The sequence below is a fragment of the Williamsia sp. DF01-3 genome, from assembly GCF_023051145.1.
In the GTDB taxonomy this organism is placed as follows: Bacteria; Actinomycetota; Actinomycetes; order Mycobacteriales; family Mycobacteriaceae; genus Williamsia.
This window is the reverse complement of sequence record NZ_JALKFS010000005.1, coordinates 1,157,492-1,173,411: the sequence shown is the minus strand read 5'-3', so window position 1 is coordinate 1,173,411 and position 15,920 is coordinate 1,157,492. Positions and strand designations below refer to the sequence as shown.

The following is a 15,920-nucleotide window of genomic DNA, read 5'->3' as shown; positions in this document are numbered from 1 at the left end:
GACTAGAACCGACGTCAGAGGGCGCGGGCGAGCGCGGCCACGGACTCCTGCCAGATACCGGCGAGATCGTCGGCTTGCCTGGCGTTCATCAGCGACTCACTCCAGCGAAGGCTGGTGACCAACTGCGGGCCCTCGGCCGTGCCCCGGACCACTGCGACCACGTCCAGTGCGTACCGGAGCGGCAGCTCGGGTTCTGGAGCGGTGGGCAGATGGCCGTTGAGTTCGAGGTCGGTGATGGCCGACCACGGTCGGGGGTTGTCGGTCGCTCCGGCCGAACTCAGATCGAACCGGCCGAGGTAGTTGAACTCGATCTGCGGGTCGGCTAGATCCACGAGTCCCGAAACCCGCTCGACATGGCGCAGCAAGCCGTAGTCGATCCCGCGCCGCGGGATGGCGCCGACATGCGAGGTGACCGAATCCAACAGGGCAACTGCGACTTCCGGTGCGCGTGTGACCGCGTCGAGGTCGACCGGCTTGCCCGCACCGAGCCGGACCGGGAAGACACTGGTGAACCACCCGACGGTCTCTGAGGTGTCCACTTCGCCTGCCACCACAACGTCTTCGCGGCCGTGTCCCTCGAGGGCGATCAGAGCGCCGCCGGTGTTGTCCTGCCCGTTGACGGTTCGCCATGTCGTCACGGCAATCGTGAGGGCAGTCAGCAGGAATTCGCGCATCCCGGAGTCCTGGCCCGCCAGTTTCGCCAGCACGCGGCCGGTGATCTCGGTGGTGGTGTGTGCGTCGGTGGTCTGCAGCGACGACCAGTCGTCGACGGTCGGATCGGGCGGCCGCTCCCCGATCTCGGGGTCGGGCCCGGCGAGTTGACCGATCCAATAATCCTGCTGCGCAAGGACGTCTTCGGATCCGCTCCGCTCGGTGAGCACGTGCGTCCAGCGTCGATAGGAGGTGGACACACGTCCCAGAACGGGCACCGATCCTTCGCTCAGCATGCGTCCGCACTCGACGAGATCGCCGAAGAGTATCTGCCAGGACACCGCATCTGTCGCCAGATGGTGGATGGCGAGGAGCAACACGTCGCCACCGGCCGGGTTCTGTAGGCGAACAGCGGCCATCATGGCGCCTGCTTCGGGGTCGATCCGTCCCGCTGCGATCCGGGCGGCGCCCTCGACTGCACGGCCCAGGTCGTCGGTGACCACAACCGTTTCGATGACGTCCGCCCCGCTCACCGACCCGATCTCTTGCGTCACGAGCCGGTAGCCGGACGGATCGGAGTACAGCTTCGACCGCAGCATGTCGTGGCGGTCGAGCAGCGCTTGCAGCACCGACTGCACGTCGCCGTCCGTCACACCCTCGGGCAACGCGATCAAAGTCGTCTGGGTGAACCGGCGGAAACGGCCGTACTCGTACATCCATCGGACGATCGGCAGTGCGACCACCTCGCCGGGACCGTCGTGCTCACCGTCGTCGTCGACCACGGCCACCTCACCGGCATCGATGGCCGCGGCAAGAGAGCGCACCGAGGGGTTCTCGAGAACCGCTCGTGGACTGACGTGCACGCCGAACCGTCTGAGCGCGTTCACCAGCGACATGGCGACGATGCTGTCCAACCCGAGATCGAAGAAGTCCTCGTCGACGCCTGGTGGGGGCCCGCCGATCAATTCGGCGAACGCCGTGCACAGGGCTCGCTCGGTGTCCGTCGACGGCAGCGCATCGGCTCCCGTCCTGGCCGACAGTGCGTCTCGCGCCAGATCCGTCAGGATGTCGTTGTCCAGCTTGCCGTTTGATGTCATCGGCAAGGACTCGAGCGTCAGCACTCGGGCGGGAAGCATATGGGTGGGCAGGCGTTCGGCGAGAAACGCGCGAATCTGTTGATCCGAAACGGACGTCCCGACAACAAAGCCGACCAGCGTGGCCCCGGCCGCACGTCGAAGCACCACCACCGCAGCCGTTGTCACACCCGGCACGCCGCGCAAGGCACTCTCGATCTCGCCGATCTCGATGCGATATCCCCGGATCTTCACCTGACTGTCAGCCCGGCCGAGAAAGGTGAGCTTGCCGTCGGGCAGATGCCGGACGAGGTCCCCGGTTCGGTACATCCTGTCGCCGGCACCGGTGGGGTCTGCGACAAACCGGCCGGCGGTCATCCCGGGCTGTGCTGCGTAACCGCGGGTGACCTGCTCGCCGGCGAGATACAGCTCCCCCGCTACCCCACGCGGAACGGGCCGCAGAGCGGAATCCAGAACGTGCGCCGTCATGCGGTCCACGGCCTGACCGACCGTGGGTGTGGGTGAATCCTTGACCGTTGCGACCACGGCTTCGACAGTGGTCTCGGTGGGCCCGTAGCAGTTGTAGACGTCCAGATCGTCGAACTCTTGCAACTGTTTCCACAGTGCCGCGCTGATGGCCTCGCCGCCGAGCGCCAGCACCGACAGCGGTGTGCGTGTGCTGTTCGCCGGGATCAGGCCGGCACCCGAGAGTTGCCCGAACATCGACGGGGACGTGTCGATCATGTCGACTCCGTGCGCGATGATCCCCTCGACCAGGGCGTCGGCATCACGCATGTCCTCGGAGTCGAACAGATGGACGCTGTGCCCGTCGAGCAGACCGACCAGTGGTTGCCACGAGGCGTCGAAACTGAGCGACCACGCGTGAGCGATGCGCAACGGGCGGCCGAGGCGATTCTTCGCGGGCACGTACACCCGGTCCCGGTGGTCGGCGAAGTAGCTCAGCACGGCGCCATTGGTACCGATGACACCTTTGGGTTCACCGGTCGAACCGGAGGTGAAGATGAGATAGGCGCTGAGGCGGGACTCCTCCGGCACCGATGGCGGCACGGGTTCTCGGCGTGCGATCGAATCGATCACCGCCGGGTCGTCGAGCCGCAGAACGGTGGTGGCACCGCCCCGGAGCTCCGCGGGCAGCACATCTGACTTGGTGATCATGAAGGCGGAGTTCGACTGTCGCAGAATCGATCCGATCCGCGCCGGCGGCAGCGCGACATCCACGGGGACGTATGCCGCACCGGCGGCCAGCACACCGAGGATCGAGATCACCGAATCGGCCGACCGCTCCAGCGCGATCGCCACCACGTCTTCCGGACCGGCTCCGCGGTGGCGGAGTTCCTGGGCCACACGCAGTGTGCGGTCGCGCAATTCGGCATAGGTGAACTGGGTGGTCGTGGTGGTGAGTGCGGGCGCGTCCGGGGTCACCGCGGCCTGGCGGAGGAACGCGGCAGCGATGGTGCCGGTGGGCACGTCATCGACGGCGACACCGCGTTCCACGGCAGTGTGCTCGGCGGGCAGCAGCACGTCGAGAGTGTCGGGACCGGCGGATCCAGAATCGGGTATCTGCCTGAGCACGTGCAGGATCCGCTCGGCGATGTCTGCGGCGGGCAGGTGCGGAAGGGCCTCGTCGATGACCTCGGCCATCACCACCAAGGAACCGTTCTGCAGGTATGCCGCGATGGTGAGTGGGTAGTGCGCGAGGCTCTCCATCGCCACGGGCAGAAACCGCGTCCCATCGCTGGTGCTGAGAGGGTCGGTCACCGCACCGATCGGGGCATTCTCAAAGACGAACAGGGTGTCGAAGAGACTGCCGTGCCCTGCGGCACGCTGCACCGCAGACAGACCGAGGTAGCCGAGATCTCGCATCCGTGCAGAGTCTCGCTGCAGTGCCGCAAGACTTTCCGCCACCGATGTGCCGGGTTCGAAGACGACCACAGCGGGAACAGTGTTGATGAACAGACCGATCATGCCCTCGACGCCTGGCAGGGAGTCCGGCCGACCCGAGATGGTGGTGCCGAACACCACGTCACGCCGATCGGTCAGCCGTCCCAACACCACTGCCCAGGCGTATTGGACAACGGTGTTCACCGTCAGACCCTGGGTCCGGGCCCAGGATGTCAGCCTGGTGGTGTCGGACCGGTTCAGCTGAACTCTGGTGCGCCGGGGGACCGAATCCGGCTGGGCCCTTCGACCTTCGGCGAGCATCACCGGACCACGCAACGGCGCGAGGTGGTCGACCCAACTCGCCAGCGCGGAGTCATCATCCTGCGCTGCCAGCCAGCCGATGTAGTCGCGGTATGGCCGCGGCAGAGGCAATGACCTGCCATCGCCGCCCGCCTCGTACACAGCCAACATCTCCTGGAAGAAGATCGCGACGGCCCATCCGTCCATCAAGATGTGGTGCGCGGTGATCAGCAGTCGCCGGCGGTCGTCGGGCAAGTTCACCAGCACCACACGCAGCGCGGGGCCCTGGGACAGATCGAACTTGCGTCGCCGCTCGGATCCGGCGATGAAATCGAACTCTTCCGGAGTCGCGGAACGCTCGGCCCACGGCAGTTCGACCCACGTGGGAACGATCTGTACGGGCTTGGGGGTGTCGCGGTCCCAGAAGGAAACCCGCAGGTTCGGGTGGCGCTCGAGGATCACCTCGACGCTTCGGCGCAACAACTCGGTGTTCACATCGCCGCTGATCTCGACGATGAATTGCATCGTGTACAGATCGAGGTTGTCGCCCGCGATCTCGGCGAGTGAGAAGAGGCCCTCCTGCAGTGGACTCAGTGCCAGAACATCCTCGATGGCGGGTGCGGAGCGGTTGACCACGTCCTCGGTCATGAACCCGGTTTCCACGAGGCAGTCAGGGCTGCAAGAGCGTCGCCACTCAACCCGGAGACAGACATCGGCGCATGGGTCGATGCGGGGGCATCGGGCCGGCCGACTTCGGGGTCTTCATCCGATCCGTGAGCTGCGGCACGGGCCTCGTCGACTGCGGCGGCCACCTCGGCGATCGTGTGGTGATCGAAGATCATCTGTGGCGTGAGCGGAATGTTCTTGGCTGCAAGCTTTCCCGCGAGCTGGATGGAGATGACGCTGTCGCCACCGAGTGCAAAGAAGTTGTCATCGCGACCCACGCCGTCGATGTCCAGCAACTCCGCGAGAACATCGCAGATCGCGCGCTCGGTGTCGGTCTGGGGTTTTTCGCCACCGCCGGCGACGCCCACGACCCCACCGGCCACCGTGGCCTCGGACTGCATCTGGAAGACAAGCGAACCGGTGCGGTCCCACCTCGCCCTGTCACCGGTGCGCACGGGTCCCGACCCCGCCACCTGGACGTGGACGTCGCCCACCACCCCCGGCGGAACCGGGTCGAGTTGTGCGTCCAGCACCAGTACTTTCGATCCTGGGACCGGACGTCCGGAGTGGGAACCGAACAGCTCGCCCGTCGCCAAGATTACGTCGAGATCCTCAGCCGTGTAACGGTACTCAGCAACCGAACCCGCAGACAGGGACCCGAGCGTCTCGCCCAGAGATGGTTGGGTGCTGACCGAGGCAGCCACCCAGGTCCGCACCGACGGCATCATCGACACCCCCGAGTGCGGGAGCATGCCGAGCATGTCCGGTGAGGCGACCACTCTCTGCGCCGACTGCCCCGCGATCACAGCGGCCAGGGCGGCCGGATCGGTTCGTTCGGAGTCGGTGGCCAGCACCACGGTCGCCCCGTCCGACAATCCGGCGAGGAGTTCCGAGACCATCACCGGGTCGCCGGAACGGGCAGCGATCAACCGAATCGCATCGGTGCTCGGAGCCGGAAGGTGACACGGATGTCCGTGCAGCGCACCGCGCACAACCGTGACGACATCGGACAGCGGGCCACTCGCGTTGTCGTTGCGTGCCAGACAGTCGGCGAGGGAACGGTAGTCGAGGACATCGTCGCCCCGCCGGATCGCAATTGTGTCGCTGCCGGCAGGAAGGGCATTCATCCTGGCTCGGAAGGCCTCGACATCAAGCGGTCCTCCATCGCACCACTGGTCGAGAAGGCGGTGGCGTTCGTCGGCAAGAAGCACGTCCGCCTTCTCCACCGGGGTCTCCACGTGGTCGGCAAAGTGCTCGAGCATGATGATCATTCGGCGGGCCATCTCTTCGGCGGTGTCGCGATCGTAGAGATCCGTCGACGCAACCAGGCGTGCGGCCAGACCGCCATCGGCTTGCGAGGCGAAGATGATGTTCAGGTCGAGGAACGATGTCTCGAAGTCCACCGGCAGCAGCGAGATCGTGGTTCCGTCGGTCAGTGCCGATGCGCCGGAGCCACCGCTCTCATCACGGCCGCTCTCATCACGGCCGTACTCATCCCGGCCGTGCTCATCCCGAAAGTGCATCATCACTTGGAACAGCGGATTACGCGACCGGGTGCGGCGCGGGTTGAGCGCTTCGACGAGTCGCTCGATGGGCACGTCCTGGTTGGCGTACGCTCCCAGCGCTGCATCTCTCCCGCGGATGAGGACGTCGTGCACTGTCGGGCTACCGCTGAAGTCGTTGCGTAACACCACCATGTTCGCGAACAGTCCCACGATGCCGACCGTGGCATCGTCGGTCCGGCCCGCGACCGGCGTACCGATGGTGATGTCGTCGCCACCGCCCAGTTTGTGCAGCAGGGTCGCCACCGCAGAGTGCAGCAACATGAACTCGCTGACGCCGGCGCGATCGGCCACCGCACGCAACTTGGTGCGCAGATCTGCCGGCACCGCGAAAGTCACGATTTCGCCGGTCTTTCCGAGCACCGCGGGCCGAGGACGGTCCGCTGCGACGGTGATGTGGTCGGGAATGCCCGCCAACGTCAACCGCCAGTACTCCAGCTGCGCATCACCCACGGCGTGCGCCACCGCGCCTGGTTCGAAGAGGTCGCGTTGCCACAAGGCGTAATCGCTGTACTGGATCGGCAGAGGCAGCCAGGGCGGCGCCGACCGATGACCGAGGCGGTGGCGGTAGGCGGTGACCACGTCGGCCAGCAGCACGTTGAACGACCAGTGGTCGATCACCATGTGATGCACCAAGATCGACAGCACATGCGAATTCTCACCGAGTGAGAACAGCTCTGTACGGATCAGCCGTTCGGATTCGATCGCGAAAGTATGGCCGGCCACCCGGTCGAGTTCTGCACTCAGCTGCGCTTCCTTCTCGGCGATCGACGTGCCGTTCACCACCGTGAGTGGCAACACCGCGGGCTCGACGGGTCCGACAACCTGATACGGCACACCTTCTCGCTCGACAAACGTTGTCCGCAGAGCCGGGTGGCGGGCGATCACGTCGCCCAGTGCGTCGGTCAGGGCAGGCACATCAAGCGGACCATCGATCCGCACCGCCATCGGGATGTTCCCGACCGCACTGGGCCCTTCGAAGCTACGGGCGAACCACATCGCGAGCTGTGAGTACGACAGGGGCACGTGTTCTGGCGCCTCGGTGCGAGCAGAGATCGCGGGCCGACGCGGTGCGCCGGTCAGAGACGATGACGCCGCAGCCTCCGGGATCGAACTGCTGCTGAGATCCCAGTCTCCGCCTTCGTCATCGTCATGCGCGTCGAGGTCGATGCCGAACTCACTGCGCACCTGGGCCACCAGCCATGTCGCCAAGCCGGCAACGGTGGGTGTGTCGAACGGTGCCCGGACGTCGATGTCCACTCCGAACTCGGTCCGGATCTGCGTGACCAAGCGCGCCGCCAGCAACGAGTGCCCGCCGAGTTCGAAGAAGGAGTCATCTGCGCCGATGTCATCGCGGCCGAACAGGGACGCGAACAGTGCGGCAACACGGATCTCGGTCGGGGTGGTGGGTGCACGTGACTCCGCGGGCCGGCTGCTCACCGGTTCCGGAAGCGCTCTGCGATCGAGTTTCCCGTGTGCGGTGAGGGGTATCTCGTCGATCACGGCAAAGCCGCTCGGCACCATGTATTCCGGCAACACCGACGCAGCGTGGTCCCGGACAGCTCCGATCTCGATGGTTTGATCACGCTCGGCGACAAGGTAAGCCGCCAGCGATGCGCCCACACGTGAATCGTCGGTGACGATGACCAGGGCACGCGCGACCGCAGGGTGGCCGGCGAGCGCGGACTCGACCTCGCCGAGTTCGATCCGGAAGCCGCGTATCTTCACCTGCTCATCGATCCGGCCGACGAACTCGATGTCACCGTCGACGTTCCAGCGCGCGAGGTCGCCCGTCCGGTACAGCCGGCCACCCGGCGACATCGGATCGGCGACGAACCTCTCGGCGGTCAGCGCTGGACGGCCGAGGTATCCACGTGCGAGTTGCTCTCCGCCGATGTAGATCTCGCCGACCACTCCGGTCGGCACGAGTTGCAGTGCGGCGTCGAGGATGTACACCGTCACATTGCGGTTCGGCACACCGATCGGCACGATCCGGACACCCTGTGGTCCGTCGACCGGGTAGTGGGTGGCCGCGACAACCGCTTCGGTGGGGCCGTAGTTGTTGCGCAACTGGGCGTCGAACACCGTGCCGAACTTGTCTGCGATCTCACCGGGCAGCGCTTCTCCACCCACGGGTATCTGGCGCAGGGTGGTCCACTCGTTGACCCCCGGCAGCAACAGGAACATCCCCAGCATGGAGGGAACCATGTGCATGACGGTGACGCCCTGGCGCACCAACAGGTCTGCCATGTACGGGATATCCTGCAAGCCGTCGGCTTTGGGGATCACCAGCGTGGCCCCGAGAGTGAGCGTGCAGAACACCTCGAACAGCGAGGCATCGAAGCTGACCGACGAGGTCTGAACCAGCCGGTCCTCGGCGGTCATCCCGAATTGGGCATGGAAGCCGGCGAGATGGTCCGCGATCGCCGCGTGGGGTACCGGGACACCTTTGGGCCGGCCGGTGGAGCCGGAGGTGTAGATGACGTACGCCAGACCAGCCGGGAGCAGAGGGCGGATCCGGTCCGCGTCCACCGGATCGACGACGGGCAGGGCCTCGGCTGCCTGCTCAGCAGCGGCCAAATCGGCCTGGGACAGCATGATTCGCGGCCTGGCGTCCTCGACGAGGAAGTCGATCCGGTCCTGTGGGTAGGACGGATCGATCGGCAGGTACGCGCCGCCCGCCTTGAGCACGGCGACCGCCGCCACGACGAACTCGACCGACGCAGCAAGACTCAGTGCCACAAGGTCTTCGGGTCCGATGTCGCGTGAGATGAACCAACGGGCCAGACGGTTGGACCGGGCGTTGAGCTCGGCGTAGGTGAGGGTGTGGCTGTCGTCGATGATCGCGGGCTGGTCCGGATGTGCCCTGACCCGACTCTCGAACATCTCCGGCAGCGTGGCTGGTGTCGCGGAGACCTGATCACCGTGCGAACGCTCGATGATCTCCGCTCGCCCCTCCCCCAGGATGTCGAGATCGACGATTCGTGTGCTGGGCGACGCGACAGCCTCGTGGAGCAACCGAACGTAAGCGGCCAGCATGTCGTCCACGACCGCGTGGTCGAGCACATCCGCGAAGTACTCGGCTTCCACCGATGCGTCATCGCCATCGCGCACCACCGTCAGCCCGAGAGGCATCTGGGTCACCGAGGCGGCCAGGTCGAGCTGTTCGGCCGTCACACCGTCGAGCGCGAACCCGACCGCGCTCTTGCGTGTCGAAAAGCTCAGTCGGACAATTTGTTCGAGACCATCGCCACCAGACCGATCCGGGTTCAGCTCGCGCACCACCCGGTCGATACCGAGATGCTGGTGACCGAACGCACCGAGAGCGGTGTCGCGAGTGGCCGCGATGAGGTCTGCGAAGGCGGCCCGGGGGTCGATGGTCGTCCGCACCAGCACCGTGTTGCCGAAGTACCCGATCGCCCTGTCGGCCCCAGGCTTGCGCCGGTCGGTGATGGGCACGGCCACCAAGAAGTCCGTCGCACCGGTGTACCGGTGGATCAACGCTCCGAAGGCTGCCAGCAGCACTGTGAACGGCGTTGTCGAGGCCGCACGAGCGAGCTCGTTCACCGCCTCGATCACATCGGAGGACATCGCCCTGGAACCGCGGCCTGCATCCTTGGACGCGACACCGGGTGTCTCCGCCGGCAGTTCGAGCCATTCCGGAGCCGGGCTCAGCAAGTCTCGCCAGTATGCGATCGCTGGGTCGTCGACTTCGGGGGCCACCGGATCGGTTGCCACGTCGAGGAACTGGATCGGCTCCCGGTGTGCGGATCGCCCGTGATAGGCCGCATTCAGGTCGTCGAAGAAGACCGCCCACGAGTCGTCGTCCCAGCAGATGTGGTGGACGACAAAGATGAACACCCACTCGTCGCGGGCGGTTCGAACCAGTGTCGCCCGCATCAGCACGTCCCGGGCGAGGTCGAACGGCCGCCCGAACTCACGTCGTGCGAGCACTTCGAGACGGCGAGAGCGACTCTGCTCCACGAGATCGGTCAGGTCGTGTTCACTCCAGGGCACCTCGACGTGCTCGGCAGCAGACTCGTACGGGACCCCATCGTCGCCCACGCCGTAGGAGGTGCGCAGGATCTCGTGGCGTCCGACCACGTCGGATAGCGCTGCCCGCAACCGATCGACATCCAAGCGGCCCGACAACCGGTATGCCACACAGACGTTGAGGGTGGTGTCATCAGGGTCACGGGTCTGCAGGAACCACAGCCGCTGCTGCCCCGCCGGCAGCGGTGAGCGCTCACCGGCCGATCGAGTGCGAACCGGAGCGGAGACGTCGGATGCGAGGCCGCTCTCGACGAGCTTTCGGCGAAGCAGTTCTTTGCGGCGGGCTATCAGGTTTTCTGGCATGGAACGCCCCTAGCGATCACGGTCCGACGGCAGATGCAGGCGGCGCTACAGCGCGCACGGAACCTGCGCGTACCCGGCGACCTCACAGGCGCTGGTGTTGGACAGCTTCCACTTGTTGTCTTTCCACACCCAGGTCAGGCCCATCGTCGCGTCGTTGAAACCCGGCGACGAGAGGATGAGGTTGGCGGACAGGGTGTTTCCGTTGACGGTCACCGGGCCCGCGATCCGCCACTTCACACCGGCGGGCTCGAACGTCCGCAGGGTGTTGCCGATCCCCTCGCCCACCGGCACGCCTCGGGTGCCCGCCTCGAGTTCATCGGCTTTCTGCGCACTCGAGCCGTTCAGCACCAATTTCAGTTTGTTCTGCAGTTCTCCTGCGGACAACGCCGCGGGCGCAGCGGTTTCGGCTGCGGGCGCCTCGGTTGTCGCCGGTGCCGCGGGGGCCTGCGGTGCGTAGCCGCCACCTGAGGTGGTGCCGCCTCCGACCGCGGGTGCGGGTGCAGCGGCCGCGGTGGTCGGCGCAGGAGCGGCAGGCGCAGCAGTGGTCGGCTGAGCCGTGGCTCCGGCCTGCACGGTTCCCTGCGGGTTCGCCGCGGCCCCGAGATTCACCACGGTGGGTTCGGCGGAATTCGACGCCGAATTGTCGGTGTCGACGGCAAACAAAACCCCCACCACACCGATGGACACTATGAGCGCAGAGATGACCGCCGACACACCGGCAGCCACGAACACTGTCGGCACGTTGACACTCGAGTTCGATTTCTCGGTCACCACATCTGCTTTCTGTTCACTTCATGATCTCCCCGCATGTACGCGCTATTGAACCACGACACGGGCTTAAATGGTAAGCCTGTCCTTACCTCTATTCGGGCGTGCGATGACCGTTACCCGCCGACGGCGGTCTCAGACCCCACATCCATCAACCTGACCACCTCGTCGAACGATGCGCCGCCCAGGATCGCCTCCACCGGGAGGTCCCGATCGAGTTCGGATTTCACCCGGCGACGGAAATCGAGCGCCTGCAGCGAATCGAGCCCGAGCGCGACCAACGGCACCGTCCGGTCGATGTCACCCCCGTCGATGCCCATCACCCGGTTGAGTTCGGTGACGACCAATTCGGCAAAAACCGCGCTGTCCGCCGACGCAGCGGGCCTCTCGGGTGTGGCCGGTTCCGACGCCGTGGGCGACCCGGCCGCCACCGGCGAAGGCGTCGTCGGCAACACGGAGGAAGCCAACTGAGCCGGCGGGCGTTCGGGGACCAGCCCGGCGATCAGGGGTCCGTGCCCGAACAAGGACACGATGTCGTATAGCTCGGCCCAGTCGGCCGCGGCGACGATCGTGTCCGTCGTCGCGCCGGTGAAGGCCACAGACAACGCGTCCGCGGGCCGCATGGGGATGACACCTGCCCCTTCGACCCGATCGACGCCGGCCGTGTCGAGCGGACCCTGCACGTTCCACAACCCCCACTGCACCGATGCCGCCCGCATGCCCTGTTCGCGCAGGGTGCGCGCCAGCACATCGAGCATCCGGTTGCCGGCTGCGTACAGGATCTGTCCGCGACCTCCGAGGGTTGCCGCGATCGATGAACACAGCACGACACGACATCGCGGCGCCAGCGGTGTCGCCGCCAGCACATGCATGAGACCGACGACCTTCGACCGTGTTGCTGCCGCGACGAGATCGGGTGTGATGCTGCCGGATTCGGCGTCCACATAGTTCACCGCAGCGTGTACCACCACGTCCACCGGATCGGTCACGTGATCGTAGACGAACTGCAAAACCGATGCCTCGTCACCGACGTCACACGCCACGACATCGACCCTTGCGCCACCCAGACTCCGGATGTGCCGCAATCGGCCTGCGATGGAAGCGGTTTCACCTGATCGGCTGAGAAGTGTGATCCTGTTCGCGCCCCGCGTGGCGAAGTACTCACAGAACTCCAGGCCCAGCTTGCCGGTTCCACCGATGATCACCACGTGATCGTCGGGACCCGAACCGATGGCCGGATCGTCGAACCCGAGTGGTGCGGCGTCCTCGAGCACGGGTGCGGGGCGTCCGTCTACAGCGTCGACGTAGGCAAGGCGTTTTGCGTAGACCTTGGCGCCGCGCAGGGCCAGCTCCGGCTCGGCAGCGATGTGCAGAGCGCCGATGACGGCGGAAGCCGACGGTGTACCGGCGGCGGGAAGATCGAGGTGCCGGAACGTCGTGCGCGGGTACTCGGCTGCCAGACAACGGAATCCGGCGTTGGCAGCGGCATGGAACAGATGCGGGACCGGATCGTCTGGCACCACGTGTTCGCCGGCTGCAGTCACGAGCCAGCATTCGGCGGCGTCGGTGACCGCTGCCGGCAGCCAGCCCCGGTTCCCGAAAAATCGGAGAGGTCCGCGATCGCGTCGGACACGGTGTCGCCGGAACCAGTCGGCAACAGGATCACCACCGAATCGAACTCCGCCGACCCCAACGGTCCCTGTTGTCGGTACATGCTCGCGGTGGCGCCGTGGGCCGGCGCTGCGGCGCACAGGTCGGCGGCCCATTGCTCACACCGCCCGGTGTGGTCGACCAGCAGAATGGAACGCGGTGGCACCAGTGTCCGGCGCGTCAGTCGCGTCCACGTCTCGATGATGCGACGGGGAACCAGCGCCGGATCTGATTTGGGCACTCTGGATTCCAGTTCCTGCCCAGGTGCCAGGTGCGAGGCCCACAGCGATCGCCGGGCCATCTGCACGTGCGGGAAATCGGGCAGTGGGGGTACGGGTTCCACGTCGGCGACAGCGAGGGACTCCCACCGATAGCCGGAGTCGTTGACGGCGACGGTGGCGAGATTGTGTGTGAACTCGCGCAGGTCTTCTGCGCTGCGCCGCGACGTCCCGATCACGGGCATCGACGAGTCAGGCGCTGCGGTCGCGATGTTCTCCTGGATGGCAAGTGCCAGGGTGGGATGCTCGGCGATCTCGATGAAGGTGTCCGCCCCGCTGCGCACGGCGCCGCCGACCGCGAGATCGAACCGGACACGGTTACGAAGGTTCCAGAACCAGTAGTCCGACAGCGGTTGTGACGGCGACATCGCCTTGCCCAGGGTGCCACCGAAGCATGGGGTCGACGTCTCCGTGAATCTCGAGTTCTCGAGCTTGTCGGCCAGCGCCTCGCCGAGTTCGTCTCGGAATCTGCTGACGATGGAGGTGTGCGCCGGGTAGTCGACCCGGATTTCTTTCGCGAACTTCCCTGCTGCGGTCAGTGTTCCGACCATGTCGTGCACCGTCGAACGGTCACCCGAGATGCACAGGATGTGCGGGGAATTGACCACCGACAGCTCGGCCCACCCGGAATGTTCGGCCAGCAACGCCTCGCACTCGTCACGGTTGATGGCGACCACCGCCATCGAATAGCCGGTCGGCGAGAACTCGACGACCAGATTTGCCCGGGTAGCCACCACGTGGATGACGTCCGTCAACGACATCGCTCCCGAGATGTACGCCGCGGCGATCTCACCCTGGCTGTGCCCCACCGTCAGCACCGGTTCCACGCCGAACGAACGCCACATCTGCGCCAGGGCGATCATCTGCATCAGAAGTGCGGGCTGTACCACGCGGATGTCCTCGTGCACACGCCCGTCCGCGTCGACCGAACGCTCCTGCTGATCGAGCAGATAGTCCCTGGGGGAGATGCCGTACAGCTCGATGAAGATGTCGTTCATTCTGTCGAGCTCGTCCCGGAATACCGGTGACGCGTCGTAGAACATCTTCCCCATACCGGGGTACTGACTGCCCTGCCCCGGAAAGACGAAAGCCGTTGTCCGCCTGGTCACCGGGCCGCGGCCACGCACCACGTCCGGATGGTCGCCACCGTCCGCGAGCGCCTGCAGGCCGGCAGCGAAGCGATCCCGGTCGGAGGCCATCACGAGTGCCCGATGCCTGCGGACCACGCGGGTGCGCATCAGCGTCGCCGCGACAGCACTCGGGGTCACCGTCGGGTTGTCACGCACATACGCCGACAACGCGCCTGCCTCGGCCACCAGAAGCTCTGGCGAATCAGCAGACAGGAGAACCGCGGTCCGGCCATCCGGCAGGCGATGATCAGGCATGGCGGGCTCCCGCGGTCCCGACGGCCGCGGCACTGTCCGGCATCGCGACGATCGCGTGCGCATTGGTGCCCGAGACCCCGAACGACGACACGGCGCCGTAGCGCACACCATCTTTCGGCTCCCAGTATTCGAGGCCCTCGGCCAATCGGAGCGCCGAACTTTCCCAGTCGACCTTCGTGGTGGGCCGATCGGCGTGCAGTGTCGGCGCTATGTGCCCGTTGCCCCCGCAGAGCAGCATCTTGATCAGGCCGAGCATCCCCGAAGCGGCCTGGGCGTGGCCGGCGTTCGACTTCACCGATCCCAGCTTCACCGTCCCGGCGCTGCCCTGCCCGTAGGTGTTCTGCAACGCGGTCAGCTCCATCGGGTCGCCGAGCGGTGTCCCGGTGCCATGCCCCTCGATCAGGCCGATGTCGCCGGCCTCCACCTCCGCTGCCGCCAATGTCTTCTCGATCAGGCGAACCTGCGCCGCCGCACTCGGCACCACGATCGGCATTCCCTTGCCGTTGTGGTTGATACGTGTTGCCAGCACGCGCCCGTGGATCCGGTGTCCGAGAGCCCGCGCTCTGGATTCGCGTTCGACGACAACCACACCGGCCCCTTCACCCCACAGAGTTCCGGTGGCATCGGCCGCATACGACCGGCAGTGTCCGTCCGATGCCAGCCCGTTGTTCTTGGAGAACTCGTAAAACGCAGCAGGAGAACCCATCACGCAAACGCCTCCGGCAAGCGCCCAATCACATTCGTCGTCGCGGACCGCTCCGGCAGCGAGGTGCAGTGCCGTCAGCGACGAAGCACAGGCGGTGTCCACACTGATCGATGGACCGACGAGTCCGAGGCTGTGTGAGATCCTGCCGGCAACCGCGCCGAGCGCGGTTCCGGTGATGCGGTGACCGCTGAACTCGTTGACAGCGGCCGCGCGTGGGCCGTACTCACTGATCGACACGCCCATGTAGCAACCGACCTCGGCATCCTCCAAAGAACCGGGGTTGATACCGGCGTCCTCGAGTGCGCGCCAGGCAACTCGCATGGCGACTCGCTGCTGAGGGTCCATCGCGATCGCTTCGCGTGGACTGATCCCGAAGAAGCCCGGGTCGAAATGCGATGCGCCGTCGAGGAATCCTCCGGCATCGGCGACGGCACTCCAGCCGTCGAGCCGGTGCAGAGCGAACAGCTCCTCGATCGGCCAGTCGCGGTCTCTGGGAAAAGGACAGATCAGCTCACGCCCGGCAACGAGTGCCTCCCAGAAGGCTCCGGTGTCCTCGATTCCTCCCGGCGCTTCCACGGCCATCCCGGAGATGACGATCGGATCGTTCGTGTTGGCTGACATTC

Annotated in this window: 6 protein-coding genes; all 6 read right to left on the bottom strand. The window is 66.0% G+C overall.

What is annotated here, in order from left to right; translation table 11 throughout:
* Window positions 1–14: 14 nt before the first annotated feature.
* The 6 genes from MVA47_RS07565 to MVA47_RS07540 all read right to left on the bottom strand — a co-directional run bounded on the left by MVA47_RS07565 (window position 15) and on the right by MVA47_RS07540 (window position 15,918).
* On the bottom strand, window positions 15–4,574 hold the full coding sequence (locus tag MVA47_RS07565; RefSeq protein ID WP_247207337.1) for a non-ribosomal peptide synthetase: 4,560 nt from the start codon (window positions 4,572–4,574) through the stop codon (window positions 15–17).
* The gene (locus MVA47_RS07560) at window positions 4,571–10,510 is read right to left on the bottom strand and encodes a non-ribosomal peptide synthetase (protein WP_247207336.1); all 5,940 of its coding nucleotides are present in this window, start codon (window positions 10,508–10,510) and stop codon (window positions 4,571–4,573) included. The genes MVA47_RS07565 and MVA47_RS07560 overlap by 4 nt, the downstream gene beginning before the upstream one ends.
* 45 nt (window positions 10,511–10,555) lie before the next feature.
* Window positions 10,556–11,281, bottom strand: a complete 726-nt coding sequence (locus MVA47_RS07555) for a hypothetical protein (protein ID WP_247207335.1) — start codon at window positions 11,279–11,281, stop codon at window positions 10,556–10,558.
* A 113-nt stretch (window positions 11,282–11,394) separates the two neighbouring features.
* Window positions 11,395–12,822 (bottom strand): SDR family NAD(P)-dependent oxidoreductase, encoded by a 1,428-nt coding sequence (locus tag MVA47_RS07550; RefSeq protein ID WP_247207334.1) that lies wholly within the window; start codon window positions 12,820–12,822, stop codon window positions 11,395–11,397.
* Window positions 12,819–14,591 carry an acyltransferase domain-containing protein gene (locus tag MVA47_RS07545; RefSeq protein WP_247207333.1) on the bottom strand — a complete coding sequence of 591 codons (1,773 nt, stop codon included), beginning with the start codon at window positions 14,589–14,591 and terminating at the stop codon, window positions 12,819–12,821. Before MVA47_RS07545 ends, MVA47_RS07550 begins: the two co-directional genes overlap by 4 nt.
* The gene (locus MVA47_RS07540) at window positions 14,584–15,918 is read right to left on the bottom strand and encodes a polyketide synthase (RefSeq protein WP_247207332.1); all 1,335 of its coding nucleotides are present in this window, start codon (window positions 15,916–15,918) and stop codon (window positions 14,584–14,586) included. The genes MVA47_RS07545 and MVA47_RS07540 overlap by 8 nt, the downstream gene beginning before the upstream one ends.
* Window positions 15,919–15,920 lie beyond the last annotated feature (2 nt).

Excerpts from the sequence above, each read along its gene's own strand:
- MVA47_RS07565 (WP_247207337.1), bottom strand. The coding sequence starts at position 4,574 with ATGACCGAGGACGTGGTCAACCGCTCCGCACCCGCCATCGAGGATGTT.
- MVA47_RS07545 (WP_247207333.1), bottom strand. The coding sequence starts at position 14,591 with ATGCCTGATCATCGCCTGCCGGATGGCCGGACCGCGGTTCTCCTGTCT.
- MVA47_RS07560 (WP_247207336.1), bottom strand. The coding sequence starts at position 10,510 with ATGCCAGAAAACCTGATAGCCCGCCGCAAAGAACTGCTTCGCCGAAAG.
- MVA47_RS07540 (WP_247207332.1), bottom strand. The coding sequence starts at position 15,918 with ATGTCAGCCAACACGAACGATCCGATCGTCATCTCCGGGATGGCCGTG.